The following is a 22410-nucleotide window of genomic DNA, read 5'->3' on the forward strand; positions in this document are numbered from 1 at the left end:
TCAGAAAATGATAGATCAGTACATAAACGCCAACTGAGCTTTGCTAACACCCCTCGAACGCCAGCGCTCAGATTTCGCGCGGCCTGACCCGACTCGCCGCCTCGACCGCGTTCCGCCGCGCGGTGTCCAAGTTCTCGTCGTAGGCCAAAGCGACACCCATGCGCCGTTTGACGAAGCTTTCCGGCTTTCCGAACAGGCGCAGGTCGGTGCGCGGCACCCGCAGTGCTTCGTCCACGCCGTCGAAGACCACGCCCTCGGCGTCCACGCCGCCGTAGACCACCGCGCTGGCGCCTGGGGTCTTACACGTAGTGTCAACCGGAAGCCCGAGAATGGCCCGAGCATGCAGCTCGAATTCGTTCTGCCACTGGGTGATCATCGTGACCATGCCGGTGTCGTGCGGCCGCGGGCTGACCTCGCTGAACCACGCCTTATCACTCGTGACGAAGAGCTCGACCCCGAAAATTCCCTCTCCACCGAGCTCTTCGGTGATGGTGCGGGCGATTCGCTGCGCATTGTCGAGCGCGGCGGCCGGCATCGGGTGTGGTTGCCAGCTCTCGACGTAGTCGCCGCTGACCTGCTTGTGGCCGATCGGCGCACAGAACTGAGTGGCCACCTCACCGTCTTCGCCGCGCGCCCGGACGGTCAATAGCGTTATCTCGTAATCGAAGTCGATGAAACCTTCGATGATGACGCGGTCATGGCTGACTCGGCCGCCGGCCATCGCATGAGCCCAGGCCGCCTCGACACCGTCGGGTCCGTCGAGCTTGCTCTGACCCTTGCCCGAGCTGCTCATCACCGGTTTGACGACGCAGGGGTAGCCGATGGCGTCGGCGGCCGCCTGCAGTTCGGCCTGCGAGTCGCAGAATCGGTATGGGCTGGTGGGCAGGCCGAGGGTCTCGGCGGCCAGCCGCCGAATACCCTCGCGGTCCATCGTCAGCCGGGCCGCCCGTGCGGTGGGAATCACCCGGACGACGCCGGCCGCTTCCAGCTCCTGCAGCGCCTCGGTGGCGATGGCCTCGATCTCGGGAACGACGATATCCGGTCGTTCGGCCTCGATCAGCGCCTTGAGCTGGTCTGGATCCGACATCGTGACGGTCCGAGCGTGGTGGGCGACCTGCTGCCCCGGCGCGTTGTCGTAGCGGTCGACGGCGATGGTCTCCACGCCGAGGCGCGCCAGCGCGATCACGACCTCGCGGCCGAGTTCGCCGGAGCCGAGCAGCATGACCTTGGTCGCGGTGGGCGACAGCGGGGTTCCGATGCGCGTCATCAGCTACGCGGTTCCAGCACCTCGGTGCCGACGAAGGGCACCAGCGCGGCCGGAACCCGCACGCTGCCGTCGGGCTGCTGGTGGTTCTCCAGAATGGCGACCAGCCAGCGGGTGGTGGCCAGCGTGCCGTTGAGTGTGGCCGCGGTCTGCGGTTTACCGGAAGGGTCGCGGTACCGGGTGGCCAGTCGTCGGGCTTGGAACGTGGTGCAGTTCGACGTCGAGGTGAGCTCCCGATAGGCCTGTTGGGTGGGCACCCACGCCTCGCAGTCGAACTTGCGGGCCGCCGACGAGCCGAGATCGCCGGCCGCGACGTCGATGACCCGATACGGCACCTCGATGCGGGCCAGCATCTCGCGCTGCCAGCCCAGCAGCCGCTCGTGCTCGGCCTCGGCGTCGGCGGGGTTGCAGTAGACGAACGCCTCGACCTTGTCGAACTGATGCACCCGGATGATCCCTTGGGTGTCTTTGCCGTAGCTGCCGGCTTCGCGGCGAAAGCACGACGACCAGCCGGCGTAACGCAGCGGCCCGTCGGACAGGTCGAGGATCTCGCCCGAGTGGTAGCCGGCCAGCGGTACCTCTGAGGTCCCGACCAAGTAGAGGTCGTCGGCCTCGACGCGATAGATCTCGTCGGCGTGGGCGCCGAGGAATCCGGTCCCGGACATCACCTCGGGTCGCACCAGCACCGGCGGGATGATCGGCACGAACCCGTTGTCGGCGGCCAGCCGGATCGCCATCTGCAGCAGACCCAGCTGCAGCAGCGCGCCCTGGCCGGTCAGGAAGTAGAACCGCGAGCCGGACACCTTGGCGCCGCGTTCCATGTCGATCAGACCAAGGTTCTCACCGATTTCGAGGTGGTCCTTGGGGTCGACGATCACGGGCAGTTCGCCGACGACGTCGAGGACGGCGTAGTTGTCCTCCCCGCCGGCCGGGACGCCGTCGATGATCACGTTCGAGATCGCCATGTGCGCGGCGGTGAACGTCGCCTCGGCCTCGGCCTGCCGGATTTCGGCCGACTTCACCTGCTCGGCCATTTCCTTGGCCCGCCGCAGCAGTGCGGGCCGCTCGTCGGGCGATGCGTCGCCGACCTTCTTGCTGGCTGCCTTCTGATCGGCGCGCAGCGAGTCGGCGCTCGCGATCGCAGACCGGCGCACACTGTCGGCGGTCAATAGCGTGTCGACCAGCTGCGGGTCCTCGCCCCGCTTCTGCTGCGACCCACGCACGGCGTCGGGATTGTCCCGGAGCAACTTCAGGTCGATCACGGGCTAGAACCCTACGCGGTGGGCCTCAATCACCGGCAAACCATTTCACTTCTGTAACAGCCGTCACCTTCCCGAGTTCGCCTGTCAGAATGGGTGCAATGTGGCCTGAATCCGAGCTCGACGAGCGTGACGCCGCCGGCGTCTCTGAGGCGTCGGTGCCGCCCGTTCCCGGGCGCCGGCTGCCGCGCGTCGCGCGGATGACCGCGCTGAATGGGACGCTGCAGGCCTCGGCGACCAGGCGGGCGCTGCTGCTGACCGCGCTGGGCGGTCTGCTGATCGCCGGCCTGGTCACCGCGCTGCCGATCGGCGGCGGCCCGGGGCGGCTGGCCGGCTACATCGACCCGGTGCCTCCCACCGGCGCCAAGGGCAATGACGCGTTCAACCGTGCTAACAGCGGGAACTGCCTGATGTGGCCAGACCGGATGCCCGAGGCCGCCAACATCGTCGACTGCAAAGACGAGCACCGCTTCGAGGTCTCCGAGTCCATAGACATGCGCACCTTCCCCGGCTCGGAGTACGGCCCATCCGCCCCGCCGCCGACGGCCACCCGCATCGAGCAGATCAGCCAGGAGCAGTGCGAATCGGCGGTGCGCCGCTACCTCGGCGCCAAGTTCGACCCAAACAGCAAGTTCGTCATCAGCATGTTGTGGTCGGGCGACAAAGCCTGGCGGCAGTTCGGCGAGCGCCGGATGCTGTGCGGGCTGCAGCTGCCGGGCGCGGGCAACCAGCAGGTCGCCTACAAGGGCAAGGTCGCCGACGCCGACCAGTCCAAGGTCTGGCCGGACGGCTCCTGCCTGGGCATCGACCCGTCCACCAACCAGCCCACCGACATCCCGGTCGACTGCACCGCGCCGCACGCGATGGAGGTCACCGGCACGGTCAACCTGCTCGCCCGTTTCCCCGAGGGATTGCCTCCCGAACCCGAGCAAGACGGCTTCATCAAAGACTCCTGCACGAAGCTGACGGACGCCTACCTCGCGCCGGTGCAGCTGCGCAGCACCACTCTCACGCTGATCTACAGCACGCTGTCGTTGCCGAGCTGGTCGGCCGGCAGCCGTCAGGTGGCCTGCAGCATCGGGGCGACGTTGGGCAACGGTGGCTGGGCCACGTTGATCAACAGCGCCAAGGGTCCGTTGAAGATCAACGGTCAAGCTCCTGTCCCGCCACCGGACATCCCGCAGGAGCGGCTCCACCTCCCCCCGATTCCGACCACTCCGGACACCGGCGCCTCGTCGACCGGGTCAAGCGGCTCGTCGGGCTCCAGCGGATCGTCGGGCTCCAGTGGATCGTCGGGCTCGAGTGGTTCATCGGGAGGGTCCAGCAGCCAGCGACAGGGCAACCAGCATCTGCCGGGCCAACCTGCTCCCGCACCACAGGCGCCCGCGCCGGCACCCGCTCCCGAAGCCCCGGCTCCGGCGCCCGAGCCACCGCAGAACCCGTTCGCGCCACCGGCACCCGCCGCGGAACCCGCTCCGCCGCCGGGGCAGTAGTCGGGTGGCCGTTCGGATGGATCCGCAACGGTTCGACGAACTGGTCTCCGATGCGCTCGATCTGATCCCGCCGAAGCTGGCGGCGGTGATGGACAACGTGGTGGTCCTGGTCGACGGCCGGCACCCCGACGACGACGAGCTGCTCGGGCTGTACGAGGGTGTGGCCTTGACCGAACGCGACTCGCACTACGCCGGGTCGCTACCGGACACCATCACGATCTACCGGGACGCGCTGCTGGAGATCTGCGACGACGACGAGCAGGTCGTCGAAGAAGTCAAAGTCACCGTGATACACGAGATCGCCCATCATTTCGGCATTGACGACGAGCGGCTGCACGAACTGGGTTGGGCGTAACCGGCGATCAGCTCGGCGCGGCACCACCGATTCGTCGTCCGTCGGTGCTATGACTGCCAGATGAACACCCGCTGCCGCGAATGCCTGGCAGGGTTGGAGCACTGTCACGGCGCCTTGATTCGCCATCGGCTGCATCGATCGGAGTGCACCGACGAGGGCTGCAGCAGCCCGGAACTGACACTCCACGCGTTTGTGCTCGACTGCGACGCGGTCGGGTGCGACTGCGCGAACACCGACGCGTCGGCCGGGATCGCGATCTAGCTCAGCCCATCGGGTCCGAGATCGATTCGGCCGCAACCTCGTCCGGCGTCAATTCGAACGGGGGCGTGTGGGTGCCCCATTGCGCACAACTCCAGCCCTCGTCTGCCGCGGGCAGCAGCACCACCGCCTCGGTATTGGCGAGGTGGTGCTCGAGCGCGAACTCGCTGTCGACGTCGCCCAGCAGGGCGCCGGTCAGCCGGATCGCCGCCCCGTGGCTGACGACGACGATGTCGCTGGTCCAGTTCTCGTCGTCGAGGTAGCGATCCCGCAATTCGTCCAGCACGGGCAGGTAGCGCTCGAGCACGTCGTTGGCGCTTTCCCCGCCGGGCATCGACACATCGCGCTCGCCGTGCAGCCAGCGCCGGTAGGTGGCGTCGAACGCGTCGACCGCGTCTTGGTCGTTGCGGTTCTCCAGGTCGCCGACCTGGACCTCGTGGATACCGACCACTTCCCGGGCGGGCACGTCGAGTTCGGTACTGATCTCCGCCGCCGTCTGCGCGGCGCGGGTGGCCACCGAATGCAGCAGCAGACCGGGCACCGAGGTGGCGGCGCGGGCGAAGGCGCGCGCCTGCTCGCGGCCCAAGTCCGTCAGATCCGCACCCGGCGGCCGGGTGTCGAGCCGCTTGTCGACGTTGGCGACGGACTGTCCATGCCGCACCAACACCAGTCGACCGCTCATCGGCCGGACCCTTCGCGCAGGCCGGTCAGCCAGCGCGCGGCGTCGTCCGATTGCGGGGGCGGTGACCCCGCGATGTCTCCTGTCGGCCAGGAACCCAAGTAGCGCACATCGGTACAACGCCGGTGCAGCGCTGTGAGTGCCTCGGCGACGGCATCGTCGTCGATGTGGCCGACGCAATCCAGGAAGAACACGTAGGTGCCCAATTCGGTTCGGGTAGGCCGGGATTCGATGCGAGTGAGATCGATACCCCGGATGCCGAACTCGGTGAGCGCCGAGACCAGCGCGCTCGGCTCGTTGGCGATCCGCAGCACCACCGACGTGCGGTCGGCCCCGGTTCGGGGGGGCGGCGCGCCGGGCCGGCCGGCCAGCACGAAACGGGTGCGTGCGTTGGCTTCGTCGACCACGCCGTCGGCCAGCGTCGACAGGTTCCGGTGGGCGACGGCCAGCGGGGAACTGACCGCGGCGTCGACCAGTCCGTCGGCGACCTGTTGCGCCGCGTCGGCGTTGGAGATGGCCGGACGTAGCTCCGCGGCGGGCAGATTCGCGGCCAGCCACTGCCGCACCTGCGCGGCGGCCACCGGAAAGGCGGCCAGCGTGCGGACGTCGGCAGCCCTACGTCCGGGCTGGACGGCGATGCTGAAGGCCACGTCCAGCGTCAGCTCCGCGAAGATCTGCAGCGGCGTCCCGATCGCCAGGCTGTCCAGCGTCGGCATGATCGAACCGTCGATCGAGTTCTCGATGGGCACACAGGCGAATTCGGCTTTACCGTCGCGCACCGCATCGAGCGCGGCGATCGTGCTATCGACCGGCAACGGCTGCCAGGCGCCCGCCGCAGCCTCCGGAACCAGGCCGGCTCCGGTCATCTGCAAGAGCGCCGCTTCGGTGAAGGTCCCCGCCGGACCGAGATACGCGATGCTGGCCACGTCCAAAACCCTATCGGGTCGTAGGTCTTGCGCTCCTCGATCGTCTTTAGTTAAGTAAGGCTTACCTCACTTGTTAGGACGGTCAACGATGACACTCGCCCACTGCTTGGCGCCGACGACTGCCGAGCGGATTCGCAGCACCTGCGTCCGCGCCGGCGGTGCGCTGCTCGCAGTAGACAGCGCCGAGCCGCTCACCACCCCGCTGCATCACTTGCTCGCCGACGGTTCCTTCGCAGTCGGTGTCCCGGCCGGCGGCGCCGTCGCCGAACAGCTGAGCGACGGCGGAGCCTCGGGCGCTCAGACCGTGCTGGAGCTGGCCGACTATGCGCCCCTGCCACTGCGCGAACCGGTCCGCTCGCTGGTGTGGATCCGCGGCCGGCTGCACCCGGTGCCGCCGTCGGAAGTGTGCGAGATGCTCGACCTGATTGCGGCCGAGCACCCGCACCCCGCACTGCTGCAGGTGCAGACTCCGGCATCCGGGCCCGTGGCGGACGGTGACACCCAGTACCTGCTGGCGCGGTTGGAGATCGAGTCGGTGGTGGTTACCGACGCCACCGGCGCCGAGGCCGTCGACTCGGCGTCGTTGCTGGCCGCCCAGCCGGATCCATTCTGCGCGTTCGAATCCTGCTGGATCCGCCACCTCGACACCGCCCACCGCGACGTGGTCGCGCGGTTGGCCTCGCGGCTGCCGGCGCGGTTGCGACGCGGGGATGTCCGCCCGCTCGGTATCGACCGCTACGGCATGCGGCTGCGGGTGGAAAGCGCCGAGGGCGACCGCGACGTCAGGCTGCCGTTCCATACGCCGGTCGACGACGTCGTCGGGCTGGGTAAGGCCATCCGGGTGCTGCTGGGCTGCCCGTTCGTGAACGGCCTGCGCGCGCGGCAGGACTGACCGCCGGCCGCTGCCGGTTACCGTGGCGGGGTGATTGCGCCCCGCAGTGACTCCGACGATCGGACCGAACGCCGGCCGCTGAGCATCGAGCTGGTGATCGTGCTCAGCGTGACGTTCGGCCTCAGCGCCGTCACCGCGGCGCTGCAGCTCGCGGATTCGGTGCTGCGCGATCTGAGCGCGCAGCGAATCCCGCTCAACCCGAAGCGGTCCTACTTCGACGTGATCGACCTCGGGCTCAACGCGTCGGTCGTCCTGCAGCTGCTGGCCTGGGGCGCGCTCGGCCTATACCTGTTGTGGCGCACCGGATTGTCGCCTGGCGATATTGGGCTGGCTCGTTTCCGGTGGCGTCCCGACCTGCTCGGCGGCGTGGGACTGGCCACCCTGATCGGGCTGCCGGGGCTGGCGCTGTATCTCCTCGCACGGGCCCTGCACGTCAACGCCTCGGTCATTCCATCCGGCCTTGGTGACACCTGGTGGCGGGTTCCGATGCTGATCCTGACCGCCTTCGCCGACGGCTGGGCCGAAGAAGTCATCGTGGTCGGATATCTGCTCACGCGGTTAGGCCAGTTGGGGGTCGGGCCGCGCGCGGCGCTGGGGTGGTCGAGCCTGCTGCGCGGCGGATATCACCTCTACCAAGGCTTCGGCTCCGGGCTGGGCAACCTGGTGATGGGGCTGGTGTTCGGGTACGCCTGGCAGCGAAGCAACCGGCTGTGGCCTTTGGTGATCGCGCACGGGCTGATCGACACCGTGGCTTTCGTCGGCTACGCCCTACTGGCCGGGCATCTGCGATGGCTGCACTGACATGACCGAGATCCGTCGCCGCCGGCCCCCGCCGCCGGGCACACCACCCCCGCGGCCGACCGCGCCGAACCGTCGCGGTCCGCGTCAAGGCGCGTCGCCGCGTCAGGGCGCGACGCCTCAGGGCACGCCCCCTCGTGAGGGCACGCCGCCACGGAAGGGCACGCCGCCACGGCGCAAAAAGGCACGGCTGCAAGTCATTTCGCTGAGCCTGGTGATCGCCGTGCTGCTGGGCTGCGCCGCGATGCTAGGCGGGGCGCTGTGGCTGGAGACGGCGCTGCACCGCCAAAGCGTGCTGACGGATTACCCGGACCGGCCGGCCGCCGGATCCGGCAGCACCTGGTTGCTGGTCGGCTCCGACAGCCGCCAGGGCCTGACCACCGAACAGCAGGAGGCGCTGGCCACCGGCGGCGACACCGGCAACGGCCGGACCGACACCATCCTGGTGGTGCACGTGCCCGCGTTCACCTCGAGCGCCCCGACGACGATGGTGTCCATTCCCCGCGACTCCTACGTCCCGATCCCTGGCTACGGCCGCGACAAGATCAACGCGGCGTTCGCGATGGGTGGCGCCCGGCTGCTGGCGGAGACGGTGGAGCAGGCGACCGGGCTTCGGATCGACCACTACGCCGAGATCGGCTTCACCGGGTTCGCCGGCCTGGTCGACGGACTGGGCGGGGTGACGGTCTGCCCGAAGTCCCCGATTGACGACCCGCTGGCCGGCATCAATCTGCCCGCCGGATGCCAGGAGTTGGCCGGCCGCGACGCCCTCGGCTACGTCCGCAGCCGGGCCACCCCGCGAGCAGACCTGGATCGGATGGTTGACCAACGGCAGTTCATGTCGTCGCTGTTGCATCGGGCGGTGAGCCCGGCCGTGTGGCTCAACCCGTGGCGCTGGTACTCGGTGCCGCACGCGGTGGTCGGCGCACTGACGGTCGATCACGGCGACCACGTCTGGGACCTGGCCCGGCTGGCCTGGTCGCTGCAGGGCTCGACCATCGAGTTGACCGTGCCGATCGGCGAATTCAGCAGCACCAGCTCCGGCTCGGTGGTGGTGTGGGATCACGAGAAGGCCGCTGCGCTGTTCGACGCGCTGGCCGCCGACCAGCCGGTGCCGTCAAGCGTGCGCGGCGAACAGCCTTGAGCCAGCCGTCGTCGCCGGGCGCTAGTGCGGGTCGGCGCCGGTCAGGCCGTCTTCCAGCCAGGCCTTGACGCGGCCGGGGTGGTTGGTGGCCAGCCACGCCACTCCCACATCTCGGCAGAAGCGGACGTCGTCGTAGTCGTCGGGCGTCCAGCAGTACAGCGCTCGGCCCTGCGCGGCGGCCTGGTCGACGAGCTCGGGGTGCTCCCGCAGGGTGGCGATCGACGGCCCGACGGCGGTAGCCCCGATCGTGCTGGCCGCCCGGCTGGCCAGGTATCGATGGCTGTGGCCGAGCAGCACCGTAGGCAGCAGCGGTGCCGCCCGCCGGACCCGCCACAGCGCCGCCGCGGAGAACGACATCACCACCGCACGGGACCGGTCGGCCGACGCCGGCGAGGCAATACCGAAGCGGTGCAGCAGCGCGAGCACTTTGCTCTCGACGAGCGCCCCGTAGCGGACCGGGTGCTTGGTTTCTACGAAAATCTTCACCGGCCGCTTCCAGTCCAGCACCAGCGAGATCAGCGCGTCGAGGGTCAGCAGACCGGTGTCGCCGTGAGTGCCGTCCGGGCGCCAACTGCCATGCCAGGAACCGAATTCCAGCTCGCGAAGCTGGGCCAGCGTCATCATGCTGACCAGGCCGGCGCCGGTGGACGTCCGGTCGAGTTTGCGGTCGTGCACGCAGACCAGGTGCCCGTCACGGGTGAGCCGGACGTCGCATTCCACGCCGTCCGCGCCTTCGCGCAGCGCCAGATCGTAGGCGGCCAGGGTGTGTTCCGGGCGCGCCGCCGAAGCCCCGCGGTGGGCAACGACGAACGGATGCCGAGAGACCGCTTCCTCGGCGTACGTCATCTCCCTATGCTGCCGGTACTTCACTCGGCAACTCAACCGATGCAGCAGATTCCGTCGCGGGAACTTCGTCATCACGGACCACCACCCAGCGGTGGGCCGGCCGCTCGACGGGTTTGCGCTCGAATCCCTCGAAGAGCTTCGCCGTCACCAGCAACGACGCCAGCGCGATCAGGTAGGCGACGATCATCGCCACGGTGTTGTTGGCGATGCCCTGGGCGTCCGCCGCCCCGCTGGTGGTCGACGCGAACACCGAGACCACGCTGCTGATCAGCCACATCAGCCACCAACCCCAGATGACCGACCGGAACTGGGTGTAGTGGTCTTCGGTCTTGGCCAGCTCGATCACGTAGACCAGCGCCCAGACGGATCCCAGCAGCGGCAGACAGCTGAACGTCACGCACGCCGCCATCAAGGCCCAGCTGGCCGAGTGCTCGGTCGTCACCGCGACCACGGCGAAAGTGATGGCCAACACCACCGCGGCCGTCGGCGGGAGCAGCGTTCCGATCCACAGCGCACGCCGCGATCGGGAATCCGACCGCCCGACATGTTCGAAAGCCGCGGCGCGACGTGCGATCAACCAGCGCGTCACCAGGTAGGCCGAGGTGCTCACCGCCGCGATCGCGGCCAGGCTCGCCAATACGCTGAGCAGCGCCGCCGCGTCCGCGACCACCCAGTTCAGCAGGGTATTGCGGTTGATCACCAGGAGCAGGTATCGCAGCAGATGCACCAGCGCGGCAGCACCCAGCGCCACCGCAGACACGAAGAAGGAGGTCCGGATCCGATCGGCGGGCGGCGCCTGCCGCGGGTCGCGTCCGGACCCGCTGTCCTGCTCGACGCGATCCTGCAGGCCCCAGCGCGGAATCACCGGGTACCGCGGGGTCGGCCCGAGTGGGCGGCGACGGCGACGCGGTGGCGGGGGCGGGCCGGGCCGGACGGCGATCCATCGGTAACCAGGTGGCAGCCGCGGGGCGTTGCGCGGGGCGGCGCCCCAGCCGCCGTTGGGGCTTGTCGGCGGGGACGGCTCGGCGGCCGCCGGGGCCAACAGCGTGCCGTTACAGCGCGGACACCAGGAACGTTGCTTGTCGCGGACATTCCAGCGTGTGCCGCATTGGGAGCACACTTGGATCATTGGCGCCGCTCCTCCTCATCGCCCCGCTCTGCATCGTCGCCGCCGCGGATCATTGGCGCCGCTCCTCCCCGCTGCTGCGCATGGCATCGTCGCCGCCGCGGATCATTGGCGCCGCTCCTCCTCATCGCCCCGCTCTGCATCGTCGCCGCCGCGGATCATTGGCGCCGCTCCTCCCCGCTGCTGCGCATGGCATCGTCACCGCCGCGGATCATTTGTTAAGCCTAACGGGATCGGGCACTCCGGCAGCGGCAGTGCGGGCGGCTCAGACGCTTCCGGTGCTGCCGTCGGCGGCCACTACCGGACGTCCGGCTGCCGCCCAAGCCAACATGCCGCCGTCGACGTTGATGGGATCAAAGCCGTCGCGGGCCAGGAACTCGGCCACCTTCGCCGAACGGCCGCCCGCCTTACAGATGACGTACAGGGTGGCCGACCGGTCGATCTCGCCCAGGCGGCCCGGCACCTCACCCATCGGGATGTGCTGCGCCGCCGCGGCGTGGCCGCGCTGCCATTCATCGTCCTCGCGCACATCCAGCAACACTGCCGACGGTCCGAAGTCGGCGGGCAGATTGGCGACGGGGGTGTGCGCGATCGACGGTTCTGAACTCACGGTGTCGATCTTGGCACGCACGCGGAAACGGCGCGACGATCCGGGTCCAGCTAAAACCGGGTATCCACAGTTTCCACAGGTTTATCCACAAGCTGCGGTGGACGGCAGTCGAGCGTTGCCGCACGTTCTCGCGCCCGCGTCATCCGATCGGCTGTGGATAACAATCGGCTGTAACCGGTTCGTGATCGACAGCCCGTCGCGGGCCTCAGCGAATTCTTAGCCAAGCTCACCGTGTCCGTAGGCGTCCCTCTTATGGGAGATGTCACAGTGAACGCTTGCGTGTCGCTGCCATGCCGGCGTCCGCCCACCACTCCTTTTTGGCACGCGAAAAAAATATCCCCAGCAACAATGCGCTGGTCAGCCCGCCGCCATCGACTCAATTTCTCAGGCGGTACAGAAGGGGTTATGATCGCGATCACCGAGTTGTTTTGTGACTCATCTCACTGGGGGAGTAATTGGACAGGCAGGCCGGAGCCATTCGATGACGACGCAGCCAATTGGACCGCAGTCGGCGCAATCGTCGACGCATTGGTACACGACGTCGGCGACGTGCAATCGCTCCTACTTGCTTGCCGGCCTACGCGCCGGTCTCATCGCCTTGGTTTTGCTGGCGGTCCTCGCCGTCATCGTCTGGTTCTGAACCAAACTCACGGGGTACTCCCGCAGCGCACTCGTCCTTGCGGCGCGCGCGGCTTTGCAGCAGGGTTACTTGTGACGGACCCGCGTCGCGAACAGCCTGCGAGTGGAGCGTAAGAGTTACATCTGAAATGGTCATCACCAGGAAGGAACCTCGTGTCTGATTACACCTTGCCCGATTTGGACTGGGACTACGGAGCTTTGGAGCCCCACATCTCGGGTGCGATCAACGAGCTTCACCACGACAAGCACCACGCCACCTACGTCAAGGGCGCCAACGACGCGGTTGCGAAACTCGAAGAGGCACGGTCCAAAGACGACCACTCGTCGATCCTGCTGAACGAGAAGAACTTGGCCTTCAACCTGGCCGGCCACGTCAACCACGTGGTGTGGTGGAAGATCTTGTCGCCCAACGGTGGTGACAAGCCCACCGGAGATCTGGCTGCCGCGATCGACGACGCGTTTGGTTCATTCGACAAGTTCCGCGCTCAGTTCAGCGCCGTGGCCAACGGCATCCAGGGTTCCGGCTGGGCGGTCCTGGCGTACGACAGCCTCGGCGACCGGTTGTTGACCTTCCAGGTCTACGACCACCAGACCAACTTCCCGCTGGGCGTGGTCCCGATCCTGCTGCTCGACATGTGGGAGCACGCCTTCTACCTGGACTACAAGAACGTCAAAGCCGACTACACGAAGGCGTTCTGGAACGTCATCAACTGGGAAGAGGTGCAGACCCGGTACGCGGCGGCGACCTCGCAGGCCAAGGGTTTGATCTCGGCCTGATTGCCAGCCGACTCAATCTGCCGTTCGGGGCGTCGCGCATCATGCGTGGCGCCCCGGACGCTATTTCGGCCGTGTTTCATGTGGACTTCATCGCGCGTCAACACTCGTGTCCGCTTGCGGGCCTTGCCAAGCTGCCGCATGCTGAGCGGATCGACCCACCGGCGTATCGCGGATACCCGAATCGAGTGTGGCGGAGGGCGAAATGGAAACTGGTTCAGGCCGGGCCATCGAGGTGGCTCCGTTCCATTCTCGTGGTGCCCTGAAAGGCTTCGTGATTTCCGGCCGATGGCCGGACTCGACCAAAGAGTGGGCGCAGTTGCTGATGGTCGCAGTCCGGGTCGCATCGCTACCCGGATTGCTGCGCACCACAACGGTATTCGGTGTCCGCGAGGAGTTGCCCGACACCCCGGCGCCGGGCACGGTCGGCCTGGTGCTGGCCGAAGGTCCGGTGGTCGGTGAATCCGCGGTTCCGCCAGGCTATTTCGCCGACCACCAGCCACCTGCGCTGCTGATGCTGCACCCGCCGTCGGAGACCACACCGTCGCTGCCGGAATGCAATGGCGCGGCATCGGGCTGCGTGTTGCTGCCCGGCCTGCCCTACCTGGGGCTCGAACATCGGGCAGCCTGGGTCGAGGCGGAAGCCGACGGCACGATCACATCAATGGTCAGCCGAGTCGGCGTCGACCCAATCAGCCACCCCGACACAGCAATCTTGGCAATGCTGCTTGCCGCGTAGGCAATCCGGCGGCCGGGGCCTGGCGAAGCCCGCTACGGCCAGGTTTTCTGAGCCACCGGCCGCATCGACCGGCTTTCCGGACGCCTTGTCCAGCAGATGCCTAATAACTAGTTCGTGACAGCGCCCGAAACGGGCTGGCAGCCGACTCAAAGAACGTTCGACAGCAAATGCGGTTTGTACCGTGGCAGGCCATCAGGCAAATAGCCATGGGCGCACCGGCCTGCTGCCAGCTACAAGCCACTAGTCCCCGAAGCGATGAAACCTCACACATTTTCCTTAGAATGTCCTGTGTATACCCTGGACAGCGCCCTGGGCTTGCCGCAAATTCCCCGCTTCATCCCCATAAATACCGCGAGCGTCAATTATCGGTAGGTTTCACACTTGGTTGCGGCGTTAACTCTGGTTACGATAATCAGCAAATACTTTGAAGAAGTCTTCGGATCTACCAACCCGGTGGAGGTCATATCGATGAGCACGACGTTTTCCGCCCGCCTGAACCGCCTGTTCGACTCGGTTTATCCGCCCGGACGAGGTCCGCACACCTCGGCTGAAGTCATCGCGGCGCTCAAGGCGGAGGGAGTGACGATGTCGGCTCCGTATTTATCGCAGCTACGTTCTGGCAACCGCACCAACCCGTCACTTACCACCATGGCCGCGCTGGCCAACTTCTTCCGGATCAAACCCGCCTACTTCACCGACGACGAGTACTACGAGAAGCTCGAGAAGGAGCTGTCGTGGCTCCTGGTCATGCGTGACGAAGGAGTTCGCCGCATCGCGATGGGCGCCAGCGAGCTGTCCGCGGAAGCGCGGGAGGATGTCGTGCACCGCGTCGACGAGCTTCGCCGGAAGGAGCACCTGGACGCCTGACGGCGATCGTCCCAACCGGCACGGTTAGGGTTGGCCGAGCGAGGCCGCGCAGGCGCGGCGCCAGTCGACGAGATTCCGGGGAGGTAACGCGCGAATGGGCCTGTTCGGCAAGCGAAAAACCCGCGCGACCCGTCGTGCCGAAGCTCGCGCGATCAAGGCCAAGGCCAAGCTCGAGGCCAAGCTGTCGGCCAAGAATGAGGTTCGCCGCTTCAAGGCCGAACATCGGGCCGAGACGAAGGCGCTGCGCGAGAAGTTGAAGGCGCAGCGCAACACCGACCAGACCGCCCTGAAGGTCGCTGAGGCCAACCTGAAGGCTGTGCGCGAAGGCGCTCTGCTGTCGCCGACCCGGATTCGCCGGTTGCTGACGGTGTCTCGGCTGCTCGCTCCGATTATCGTGCCGGTGGCCTACCGCGTCGCAATCGCGGCGCGCGGGCTGATCGACCAGCGCCGCGCCGACCAGCTCGGGGTGCCCCTAGCCCAGATCGGTCAGTTTTCCGGCAGCGGCGGCCGGTTGTCGGCCCGTGTCGCCGGTGCGGAGCAGTCGCTGCGGACCGTGCAGAACAACAAGCCCAAGGACGCCGAGACCAGGCAGTTCGTTGCGGCCATCTCCGAGCGGCTCGCCGACCTGGCCGCCGCCGTCACCGCAGCGGAGAACATGCCCTCCGCGCGACGTCGCGGCGCGCACACCGCGATCTCCAGCCAGCTCGACGAAATCGACGCCGACCTGATGGCTCGGCTCGGATTGACCTGATACCCGGCCCTCTCCAGACAGGAGCTGCTACCCCGATGCCCTCTTCGCGCAGGATCATTCGACGCAGCCTGATCGGAACCGCGGCGGCCGGAATGCTCTACCTCGGCCCGGTCGCCGCGATCGGCGCGGCGTCAGCACACGTTCAGGCCAGCAGCGACGACGCCACCCGCGGCGGTTACGCGACGATCAGCTTCCAAGTCCCCAACGAGTCGACCACGGGCGCGGCCACCGCGGCGCTGACCATCGAGTTGCCCGATGTATCGGCGGTGCGGACCGAAGTCAAACCCGGGTGGGCCGCCAAGATCGACCGCGACGGCGACAAGGTCCGGTCGGTGACGTGGACCGCGGCGCCCGACGGCGGGATCCAGGTCGACCAGTTCGATGTGTTCCGGATCGCGTTGAAGCTTCCCGACGCCGACTCGGTCAGCTTCCCGACGACCCAGACCTACGCCGACGGCGTGGTGGTGAAGTGGGATCAGCCGTCCCCGCCCGAAAGCCCCGAGCCGGAGCATCCCGCGCCGACGCTGGCTCTGACCGCGGGCTCCACGCCCAATCCCACCCATCACCCGGTGCCGACCGCCACCGCCGCGCCCGCCGGCACCCCGGCTGCGCAGCAGCCGCACAAGGTGGTCGACAACACCAGCCGAATCCTGGCCGGCGCCGCGCTGCTGGTCGGCGCGCTCGGCGTGGGTCTCGCGCTGATCGTGCGGCGGCCGTGACCCGTCGGGCACACCTCGTCGTGGCGGCGCTGCTGCTGGCAGCGGGCGCCTTCGCGACAACGCTGACCGCGGGTGCGGCCAGCGCCCACGCGGCCCGGGTGGCGGTCGATCCGGCGGACCACGCCGCGGTCAGCACCGGTCCGGCCCGAGTCAGCGCGACGTTCAACGAAGACCTGCAGACCACGTTTGCGGCGATGACGGTGGTCGGCCCCGATGGCAACCTGTGGGCGGTCGGCGACCCGCAGGTGCGCGGAACGGTCGTCAGCGTCGGCGTGCGTCCGCTGGGGCCGGTCGGTGACTACACGGTCAACTACCGGGTGACGTCGGCCGACGGGCACGTGGTGGCCGGGTCGTGGGCGTTTCGGCTGACGGCGCAGGGCACTGGAACACCCGGCCCGGCGGCGCAAGCATCCGGCGACTCGCCCGACGACCTGCCGATCTGGCCCTTCGTGCTGGGCGCCGTCATCATGGTCGGCGGCGGAGCGCTGTGGGCGATTCGAAACAAACCCTGACCAGCCACAACCGACGACGGCCAACCCAACGCCGCTGCCCTGGCATGATGGATTCGACTCCACCGCGCCGGTGCACGCGACGAGAAACGCCAAAGGAGCTCCCCGGATGGCACACCCGCAGGATCGACCGCACGAAACGCCCGACCCCGCGCCTGAAGCACCCCTGACGGAGCCACCCTTGACTGGGCCGCCAGATCCACCGCCGCCGGCGGAGGTCGTGCCGGCGCCCCCAGTCACCGAAGCGGCGGACACGCCGGCAAAACACGGTCCGGCGAAGAAGGCTCCCGCCAAGAAGGCCGCGCCGGCGAAGGCGGCGAAGAAGGGCGCCGTCAAGAAGGCGGTGGCGAAAAAGGCACCCGCCGTCAAGGCACCAGCGAAGAAGGCTTCCGCCGAGAAGGCACCCGGGAAAAAGGCGCCGGTGAAAAAGGCTGCTGCCAGGAAGATCGCCCCGGGAGTGCCGGATTCCAACGGGCAACTCGCCGCCGCCGCCAAAGACGCCGCGGCACATGCGAAGTCGACTGTCGATGCGGCCCGCAACCCGCTCCCCGCGCAGCCCGCCCCGGCGTCGTCCGGCCGGTCCCCGGTGCCGTTTGCGGTGGCAATCGCGATCAGCATCCTGGCGGTGCTACTGGTACGCCACCTCCGCCATCAAGACGAGTGACGATGATTGGTCTGACCCGGTGACTCTGACATTCCGACCGACCGCCGACCTTGTCGACGACATCGGGCCCGAGGTCCGTAGCTGCGACGTCCAGTTCCGCCAGTTCGGCGCGCATACCGAGTTCGCCGGTCCGATCAGCACGGTGCGCTGCCACCAGGACAACGCCCTGCTGAAGTCGGTGCTGTCAGAGCCCGGCCACGGCGGCGTGCTGGTGATCGATGGGGGTGGTTCGCTGCACACCGCGCTCGTCGGCGACCTGATCGCCGACCTGGCGCGCCACAACGGCTGGGCCGGCGTGATCGTCAACGGCGCGGTACGCGACTCCGCCGCGCTGTGTGCCATCGAGCTCGGCATCAAGGCGCTGGGCACCAACCCGCGTAAGAGCAGCAAGACCGGCGCAGGCACCCGCGACGTCACGGTCAGCCTCGGCGGGGTCGAATTCATCCCCGGCGACATCGCCTACAGCGACGAGGACGGGATCGTCATCGTCGCTGCGGCCGACCCGAACTAAACTGCCAGGGCCGCAGGCTTTTTGGCGAAGCTCAGGGCCTCGTCATCGACTTTTCCGCGCCGGATCAGCTGCAAGTCCAAGAAGTAGTTCTGCTTGAGACACCACGGCGGTACTGATCCGCCCTTGGGCAGATAGTCGAGTGCCCGCAGCACGTATCCGGGAGTGAAATCCATCAGCGGACGCTCATCCACCGAGTTGCCCGGGTGTTGCGGCACCACGGTCGCGTAGTGGTTCTCGTCCATGTAATTGATGACGCGGCAGACGAACTCGGACACCAGGTCGGCTTTCAGCGTCCACGACGCGTTGGTGTAGCCGATGGTGAACGCCATGTTCGGCATGTCGGTCAACATCATGCCCTTGTAAGCCATCAGCTGGTTGAGCTCAATCGGCGCGCCGTTGCGCCGGATCTCGGCACCACCGAACAGCTGCAGGTTCAAACCCGTTGCGGTGATGATGATGTCGGCGTCCAACTCCGCACCGGAGCCGAGCTTGATCCCGGTCTTGGTGAACCGGTCGATGGTGTCGGTGACGACGTCGGCCTGGCCCTTGCGGATGGTCTTGAACAGGTCGCCGTTGGGCGCCAGGCACAGTCGCTGGTCCCACGGGTTGTAGCTCGGGCCGAAGTGCTTCTCGACGTCGTAGTCCTTCGGCAGCCGCCGCTTGGCCATGGTCAACAGGGTCTTACGCATCTGGCGCGGGAACTTGCGGGAGAACTGGTACTGGACGGTGCTGAACGCGATCCACTTCCACCGGTTCGCGGCGTGCGCGACCTTGGTCGGCAGCCACCTGATGGCCTGCTCGGCGAACGGGTCGCTCAGGGGTAGCGATCCGATGTAGGACGGTGTGCGTTGCAGCATCGTCACGTGACCGGCGCCCGACTTCACCAGCGAAGGGATCAGCGTGATCGCGGTGGCGCCCGATCCGATCACCACGATCTTCTTGCCGGCGTAGTCGAGATCCTCCGGCCAGTGCTGCGGATGAATGGTGGTGCCTCCGAAGTCGTCGTAGCCCTCGAATTTCGGCAGGTAGCCCTCGTCGTAGTTGTAGTAACCACTGCAGGCGAACAGGAACGAGCACGTCAATTCCTGCTGTTGGCCGTCGTTGTCGACGGTCAGCGTCCAGCGTTCGTCGGCGTCCGACCATTCCGCGCCGAGCACCTTGTGGCGGTAGCGGATGTTCTTGTCGATGCCGTTCTCCGTCGCGGCTTCCCTGATGTACGCCTTGATTGAGGCGCCGTCGGCAATAGAGGTCGACGATTCCCACGGCTTGAACCGGAACCCGAGGGTGAACATGTCCGAGTCGGACCGAATCCCGGGATATTTGAACAGGTCCCAGGTACCGCCGAGGTCGTCACGGCGCTCGAGCACCGCGTAGCTCTTGGACGGACAGCGGTCCTGCAGGTGCCAGGCCGCGCTGATGCCGGAGATGCCGGCGCCGACGATCACAACGTCGAGATGTTCAGTCATGGCGATACGCTATCAACACTGTGTTGAGTGCGTCAACATCGCGTCGGAATACTCGACATCGTGTAAAGTAACGCAGGTGGCGACCGTCAGCTTCAGCCGTGCTCCAAGAGGCCGCCGCTCCGCGCGCCCGTCCGGCGACGACCGCGAGCTAGCCATCCTGACCACCGCCGAACATCTGCTCGAGCAGCGCCCGCTCGCCGACATCTCGGTTGATGAACTGGCCAAAGGCGCCGGGATCTCCCGCCCGACGTTCTACTTTTATTTCCCGTCCAAGGACGCAGTGCTGCTCACCTTGTTCGAGCAGGTGGTCACCGAAGCCGACTCCGCGCTGGAGGGCATGGTCGCCGATCTGACGGGCGATCTGAAAGCACTGTGGCGCATCGGCATCGACGTCTTCGTCGAAACATTCGGCTCGCACCGCGCCGTCTCACTGGCTGCCGATTCCGCCCGCGCCAATAAGGACCTTCGCGAACTCTGGTCGCGGTTCATGCAGAAGTGGGTCGGCCATATCACTACGGTGATCGAGACCGAGCGAGCCCGCGGCGCGGCGCCGGTGACCCTGCCGGCCGGCGAACTCTCGGCGGCGCTGAACCTGCTGAACGAGAAGATGATGCTGAGCTCCTTCGCCGGCGACAGCCCGTCGGTGCCCAAGGAGCGGCTGCTCGAGACGCTGGTCCACATCTGGGTGACCAGCATCTACGGCGAACAGGTCTAGCCACTAGTCGGTGATTGATGCGAACATGTGTTCGTGTCGAGTGACGCCGAAATCCTGCACGCGGACCTCGACTCGTTCTATGCCTCCGTCGAACAACGCGACGACCCGGGGCTGCGTGGCCGGCCGGTGATCGTCGGCGGCGGCGTGGTGCTCGCAGCCAGCTACGAGGCCAAGGCTTTCGGCGTGCGGACCGCGATGGGCGGCGCCCAGGCCCGGCGGCTGTGCCCCCAGGCTGTGGTGGTTCCGCCGAGGATGTCGGCCTACAGCCAGGCCAGCGACGCGGTGTTCGAGGTTTTCCGCGACACCTCTCCGCTGGTGGAGGCCATCTCGGTGGACGAGGCGTTTCTGGACGTCGGCGGCTTGAGGCGGGTCTCGGGGACCCCGGTGCAGATCGGGGCCAAACTGCGCATCGAGGTCCGCGACCGGGTCGGGCTGCCGATCACGGTTGGCATCGCGCGCACCAAGTTCCTCGCGAAGGTGGCCAGCCAAGAGGCCAAACCTGATGGGCTGCTGCTGGTTCCGCCCGGCCGTGAACTGGCGTTCCTGCATCCGCTGCCGGTGCGCCGGTTGTGGGGTGTCGGGGCGGTGACGGCCGACAAGCTGCGGGTGCACGGCATCGAGACGGTCGCCGATGTCGCCGAGCTCAGCGAGTCCATGCTGGCGTCGATGGTCGGTGGCGCGATGGGCCGGCAGCTGTATGCCTTGTCGCACAACATCGATCGCCGTCGGGTGACGACGGGGGTTCGCCGGCGGTCGGTGGGGGCGCAGCGGGCGCTGGGCCGCGCGGGCAACAGCATGTCGGCAGCCGAGGTCGACGCGGTGGTGATCGGGTTGATCGATCGGATCTCCGGCCGGATGCGCGCGGCCGGGCGAACCGGCCGGACCGTCACATTGCGGTTGCGTTTCAACGACTTTGGCCGGGCCACCCGCTCGCAAACCCTGCCGTGGGCGACGTGCTCAACGCAGGCCCTGCTCGGCGCCGCCCGGCAGCTGGTCGCGGCCGCCGCACCGCTGATCGCCGAACGGGGGCTGACGCTGGTGGGGTTCGCGGTCTCCGGGATCGACCGCGACGGCGCCGAGCAACTGGTGCTGCCCTTCACGACATCGGGGCGGCAGCCCACGGACGTCGGAGCCGTCGACGCGGCGGTCGACAGCGTGCGCCGCCGCTACGGCAGGGCGGCGCTGACCCGCGGCGTGCTGGTCGGGCGTGACGCCGGCTTGGAAATGCCCCACCTGCCGGACTGACGCTGTCGCCGAGTGGCGGCTTATTGCGCGCCCGGAAAATCCATGCCATAACTGGCCACTTGGCTGGTTACTGGTGGGTCCACTCCAGCAGCTTGTCCACCGGCCAGGTGTTGACGATGCGCTCGACGGGGACACCGGCGTCGAGCGCGCGCTGCGCGCCATAGCCCAGGAAATCGAGTTGGCCCGGCGCGTGTGCGTCGGTGTCGATGCTGAAGTCGCAACCGATCTCCAGCGCCAGGTTCAGCAGCCGGGTCGGCGGATCGCGGCGCTCGGGCCGCGAATTGATCTCGACGGCGGTGCCGTGCTCGAGGCACCCGCTGAACACCGCTTCGGCATCGAACGTCGACTCCTTGCGGATGCCACGGTTTCCGGCGACCAGCCGTCCGGTGCAGTGGCCGAGAACATCGACGTCCGGATTGCTGACGGCGCGGACCATCCGGCGGGTCATCGCCGCGGAATCCATCGACAACTTGGAATGCACGCTGGCCACCACGATGTCGAGGCGCTCCAACAACTCCGGTTCCTGGTCGAGGCTGCCGTCGTCGAGGATGTCGACTTCGATGCCGGTCAGAATGCGCATGGGCGAGAACCGATCTCGTAACCCGTCGATGACGTCGAGCTGCTTACGCAGGCGCTCCGGGGAGAGTCCGTTGGCGATCGTCAGACGTGGCGAATGGTCGGTCAACGCGCAGTACTCATGCCCCAGCGCTTGAGCGGTGGCCATCATCTCGTCGATGTTCGCCGAGCCGTCCGACCAATTAGAGTGCAGGTGCAGGTCGCCGCGCAACGCGGCGCGGATCTCACCGCCGCCGAGATCAGTTGCTGCCGAACGTAATTCGACGAGCGCGTCCGGCTCGCGGCCGGACCAGGCCTGCGCGATCACCTTGGCGGTTTTCGGTCCGATGCCAGGCAGCGACTGCCAGCTGTTGGCCTGGCCGTGTCGCTCACGCTCCGCTTCGTCCAGGCTCTCGACGATGTCGGCGGCGTTGCGGTACGCCATCACCCGCCGGGAATCGTCCCGCGCGCGGTCTTTGAAGTAGGCGATCTGGCGCAGAGCGGCTACCGGGTCCATCGTCCCAGTGTGCCCGCCGGCTAGACGAACTGTCCGGCGACGAACTCGGCGAAACGGAGTAGCTAGTGGGAGTGGGGACTTATCCGCCA

26 protein-coding genes are annotated in these 22410 nt (G+C 67.5%); 17 read left to right on the plus strand and 9 right to left on the minus strand.

Going from position 1 to position 22410, the window contains the following annotated elements:
- Positions 1–67: 67 nt before the first annotated feature.
- Both purT and serS read right to left on the minus strand, forming a co-directional pair.
- Positions 68–1267, minus strand: a complete 1200-nt coding sequence (gene purT / locus ACQY5A_RS07415) for a formate-dependent phosphoribosylglycinamide formyltransferase (RefSeq protein ID WP_428339728.1) — start codon at positions 1265–1267, stop codon at positions 68–70.
- Positions 1267–2526: a serine--tRNA ligase gene (serS, locus tag ACQY5A_RS07420; protein ID WP_428339729.1), complete on the minus strand. Its 1260-nt coding sequence runs from the start codon at positions 2524–2526 to the stop codon at positions 1267–1269. Before serS ends, purT begins: the two co-directional genes overlap by 1 nt.
- Positions 2527–2624: 98 nt before the next feature.
- Here serS and ACQY5A_RS07425 point away from each other — a divergent pair, with 98 nt between their 5' ends.
- Genes ACQY5A_RS07425 through ACQY5A_RS07435 form a run of 3 tightly spaced genes read left to right on the plus strand, consistent with a single transcriptional unit; the run spans position 2625 to position 4632 of the window.
- Positions 2625–4016 carry a septum formation family protein gene (locus tag ACQY5A_RS07425; RefSeq protein ID WP_428339730.1) on the plus strand — a complete coding sequence of 464 codons (1392 nt, stop codon included), beginning with the start codon at positions 2625–2627 and terminating at the stop codon, positions 4014–4016.
- Between the two features lie 4 nt (positions 4017–4020).
- Positions 4021–4371, plus strand: coding sequence for a metallopeptidase family protein (locus tag ACQY5A_RS07430; protein WP_428339731.1), 351 nt, complete (start codon positions 4021–4023; stop codon positions 4369–4371).
- Between the two features lie 60 nt (positions 4372–4431).
- On the plus strand, positions 4432–4632 hold the full coding sequence (locus tag ACQY5A_RS07435; RefSeq protein ID WP_428339732.1) for a hypothetical protein: 201 nt from the start codon (positions 4432–4434) through the stop codon (positions 4630–4632).
- 1 nt (position 4633) lies between these two features.
- On the opposite strand, the gene ACQY5A_RS07440 is transcribed toward ACQY5A_RS07435, so the two are convergent.
- Entirely contained in the window at positions 4634–5311 is a 678-nt protein-coding gene (locus ACQY5A_RS07440) for a histidine phosphatase family protein (protein WP_428339733.1), read from the minus strand.
- Positions 5308–6234: a prephenate dehydratase gene (gene pheA, locus ACQY5A_RS07445; RefSeq protein WP_428339734.1), complete on the minus strand. Its 927-nt coding sequence runs from the start codon at positions 6232–6234 to the stop codon at positions 5308–5310. Before pheA ends, ACQY5A_RS07440 begins: the two co-directional genes overlap by 4 nt.
- Before the next feature lie 88 nt (positions 6235–6322).
- Here pheA and ACQY5A_RS07450 point away from each other — a divergent pair, with 88 nt between their 5' ends.
- Genes ACQY5A_RS07450 through ACQY5A_RS07460 form a run of 3 tightly spaced genes read left to right on the plus strand, consistent with a single transcriptional unit; the run spans position 6323 to position 9068 of the window.
- Entirely contained in the window at positions 6323–7126 is an 804-nt protein-coding gene (locus tag ACQY5A_RS07450) for a DUF2470 domain-containing protein (protein WP_428339735.1), read from the plus strand.
- A gap of 33 nt (positions 7127–7159) precedes the next feature.
- The gene (locus tag ACQY5A_RS07455; protein ID WP_428339940.1) at positions 7160–7927 is read left to right on the plus strand and encodes a CPBP family intramembrane glutamic endopeptidase; all 768 of its coding nucleotides are present in this window, start codon (positions 7160–7162) and stop codon (positions 7925–7927) included.
- A 1-nt stretch (position 7928) separates the two neighbouring features.
- Positions 7929–9068 (plus strand): LCP family protein, encoded by a 1140-nt coding sequence (locus ACQY5A_RS07460; protein ID WP_428339736.1) that lies wholly within the window; start codon positions 7929–7931, stop codon positions 9066–9068.
- A gap of 21 nt (positions 9069–9089) precedes the next feature.
- Here ACQY5A_RS07460 and ACQY5A_RS07465 read toward each other — a convergent pair whose 3' ends face one another.
- The 3 genes from ACQY5A_RS07465 to ACQY5A_RS07475 all read right to left on the minus strand — a co-directional run bounded on the left by ACQY5A_RS07465 (position 9090) and on the right by ACQY5A_RS07475 (position 11650).
- Complete coding sequence (locus ACQY5A_RS07465; protein WP_428339737.1) at positions 9090–9914, minus strand: glycerophosphodiester phosphodiesterase; 825 nt, start codon at positions 9912–9914, stop codon at positions 9090–9092.
- 4 nt (positions 9915–9918) lie between these two features.
- Complete coding sequence (locus ACQY5A_RS07470) at positions 9919–11043, minus strand: DUF4328 domain-containing protein (RefSeq protein WP_428339738.1); 1125 nt, start codon at positions 11041–11043, stop codon at positions 9919–9921.
- A 262-nt stretch (positions 11044–11305) separates the two neighbouring features.
- Positions 11306–11650: a rhodanese-like domain-containing protein gene (locus tag ACQY5A_RS07475; RefSeq protein ID WP_428339739.1), complete on the minus strand. Its 345-nt coding sequence runs from the start codon at positions 11648–11650 to the stop codon at positions 11306–11308.
- A gap of 481 nt (positions 11651–12131) precedes the next feature.
- Between ACQY5A_RS07475 and ACQY5A_RS07480 the strand changes: the two genes are divergently transcribed.
- The 9 genes from ACQY5A_RS07480 (at position 12132) to rraA (ending at position 17823) form a co-directional block, all read left to right on the plus strand.
- On the plus strand, positions 12132–12290 hold the full coding sequence (locus tag ACQY5A_RS07480; RefSeq protein WP_428339740.1) for a hypothetical protein: 159 nt from the start codon (positions 12132–12134) through the stop codon (positions 12288–12290).
- A 152-nt stretch (positions 12291–12442) separates the two neighbouring features.
- Positions 12443–13066, plus strand: a complete 624-nt coding sequence (locus ACQY5A_RS07485) for a superoxide dismutase (RefSeq protein WP_428339741.1) — start codon at positions 12443–12445, stop codon at positions 13064–13066.
- 202 nt (positions 13067–13268) lie between these two features.
- A complete protein-coding gene (locus tag ACQY5A_RS07490) occupies positions 13269–13802 on the plus strand; it encodes a peptidase (protein ID WP_428339742.1) in 534 nt (177 codons plus the stop codon).
- Positions 13803–14270: 468 nt separating this feature from the next.
- The gene (locus ACQY5A_RS07495) at positions 14271–14669 is read left to right on the plus strand and encodes a helix-turn-helix domain-containing protein (protein ID WP_428339743.1); all 399 of its coding nucleotides are present in this window, start codon (positions 14271–14273) and stop codon (positions 14667–14669) included.
- A 94-nt stretch (positions 14670–14763) separates the two neighbouring features.
- Entirely contained in the window at positions 14764–15420 is a 657-nt protein-coding gene (locus ACQY5A_RS07500; protein ID WP_428339744.1) for a DUF6474 family protein, read from the plus strand.
- Between the two features lie 35 nt (positions 15421–15455).
- Positions 15456–16139 (plus strand): YcnI family protein, encoded by a 684-nt coding sequence (locus tag ACQY5A_RS07505; RefSeq protein ID WP_428339745.1) that lies wholly within the window; start codon positions 15456–15458, stop codon positions 16137–16139.
- The gene (locus tag ACQY5A_RS07510) at positions 16136–16651 is read left to right on the plus strand and encodes a copper resistance CopC family protein (protein WP_428339746.1); all 516 of its coding nucleotides are present in this window, start codon (positions 16136–16138) and stop codon (positions 16649–16651) included. The genes ACQY5A_RS07505 and ACQY5A_RS07510 overlap by 4 nt, the downstream gene beginning before the upstream one ends.
- A 106-nt stretch (positions 16652–16757) precedes the next feature.
- Positions 16758–17312, plus strand: coding sequence for a nucleoid-structuring protein H-NS (locus ACQY5A_RS07515; protein WP_428339747.1), 555 nt, complete (start codon positions 16758–16760; stop codon positions 17310–17312).
- Positions 17313–17331: 19 nt separating this feature from the next.
- A complete protein-coding gene (gene rraA, locus ACQY5A_RS07520; RefSeq protein WP_428339748.1) occupies positions 17332–17823 on the plus strand; it encodes a ribonuclease E activity regulator RraA in 492 nt (163 codons plus the stop codon).
- Here the strand turns inward: rraA and ACQY5A_RS07525 are convergent.
- On the minus strand, positions 17820–19289 hold the full coding sequence (locus ACQY5A_RS07525; protein WP_428339749.1) for a flavin-containing monooxygenase: 1470 nt from the start codon (positions 19287–19289) through the stop codon (positions 17820–17822). The genes rraA and ACQY5A_RS07525 overlap by 4 nt on opposite strands.
- Positions 19290–19365: 76 nt before the next feature.
- Here ACQY5A_RS07525 and ACQY5A_RS07530 point away from each other — a divergent pair, with 76 nt between their 5' ends.
- Together ACQY5A_RS07530 and dinB are read left to right on the plus strand one after the other, a co-directional pair.
- Complete coding sequence (locus tag ACQY5A_RS07530) at positions 19366–20004, plus strand: TetR/AcrR family transcriptional regulator (protein ID WP_428339750.1); 639 nt, start codon at positions 19366–19368, stop codon at positions 20002–20004.
- A gap of 27 nt (positions 20005–20031) precedes the next feature.
- A complete protein-coding gene (gene dinB, locus ACQY5A_RS07535; protein WP_428339751.1) occupies positions 20032–21249 on the plus strand; it encodes a DNA polymerase IV in 1218 nt (405 codons plus the stop codon).
- A 67-nt stretch (positions 21250–21316) separates the two neighbouring features.
- Here the strand turns inward: dinB and ACQY5A_RS07540 are convergent, their stop codons facing one another.
- On the minus strand, positions 21317–22321 hold the full coding sequence (locus ACQY5A_RS07540) for a PHP domain-containing protein (protein ID WP_428339752.1): 1005 nt from the start codon (positions 22319–22321) through the stop codon (positions 21317–21319).
- Positions 22322–22410 lie beyond the last annotated feature (89 nt).

It is taken from the genome of Mycobacterium sp., from assembly GCF_965277065.1.
Classification (GTDB): Bacteria; Actinomycetota; Actinomycetes; order Mycobacteriales; family Mycobacteriaceae; genus Mycobacterium.

Bases quoted from the DNA above. Each gene is read 5' to 3' on its own strand.
- purT (WP_428339728.1), bottom strand. From the start codon at position 1,267: ATGACGCGCATCGGAACCCCGCTGTCGCCCACCGCGACCAAGGTCATG.
- ACQY5A_RS07425 (WP_428339730.1), top strand. From the start codon at position 2,625: ATGTGGCCTGAATCCGAGCTCGACGAGCGTGACGCCGCCGGCGTCTCT.
- ACQY5A_RS07435 (WP_428339732.1), top strand. From the start codon at position 4,432: ATGAACACCCGCTGCCGCGAATGCCTGGCAGGGTTGGAGCACTGTCAC.
- ACQY5A_RS07440 (WP_428339733.1), bottom strand. From the start codon at position 5,311: ATGAGCGGTCGACTGGTGTTGGTGCGGCATGGACAGTCCGTCGCCAAC.
- ACQY5A_RS07450 (WP_428339735.1), top strand. From the start codon at position 6,323: ATGACACTCGCCCACTGCTTGGCGCCGACGACTGCCGAGCGGATTCGC.
- ACQY5A_RS07460 (WP_428339736.1), top strand. From the start codon at position 7,929: ATGACCGAGATCCGTCGCCGCCGGCCCCCGCCGCCGGGCACACCACCC.
- ACQY5A_RS07465 (WP_428339737.1), bottom strand. From the start codon at position 9,914: ATGACGTACGCCGAGGAAGCGGTCTCTCGGCATCCGTTCGTCGTTGCC.
- ACQY5A_RS07470 (WP_428339738.1), bottom strand. From the start codon at position 11,043: ATGATCCAAGTGTGCTCCCAATGCGGCACACGCTGGAATGTCCGCGAC.
- ACQY5A_RS07480 (WP_428339740.1), top strand. From the start codon at position 12,132: ATGACGACGCAGCCAATTGGACCGCAGTCGGCGCAATCGTCGACGCAT.
- ACQY5A_RS07490 (WP_428339742.1), top strand. From the start codon at position 13,269: ATGGAAACTGGTTCAGGCCGGGCCATCGAGGTGGCTCCGTTCCATTCT.
- ACQY5A_RS07495 (WP_428339743.1), top strand. From the start codon at position 14,271: ATGAGCACGACGTTTTCCGCCCGCCTGAACCGCCTGTTCGACTCGGTT.
- ACQY5A_RS07500 (WP_428339744.1), top strand. From the start codon at position 14,764: ATGGGCCTGTTCGGCAAGCGAAAAACCCGCGCGACCCGTCGTGCCGAA.
- ACQY5A_RS07505 (WP_428339745.1), top strand. From the start codon at position 15,456: ATGCCCTCTTCGCGCAGGATCATTCGACGCAGCCTGATCGGAACCGCG.
- ACQY5A_RS07515 (WP_428339747.1), top strand. From the start codon at position 16,758: ATGGCACACCCGCAGGATCGACCGCACGAAACGCCCGACCCCGCGCCT.
- ACQY5A_RS07525 (WP_428339749.1), bottom strand. From the start codon at position 19,289: ATGACTGAACATCTCGACGTTGTGATCGTCGGCGCCGGCATCTCCGGC.
- ACQY5A_RS07540 (WP_428339752.1), bottom strand. From the start codon at position 22,321: ATGGACCCGGTAGCCGCTCTGCGCCAGATCGCCTACTTCAAAGACCGC.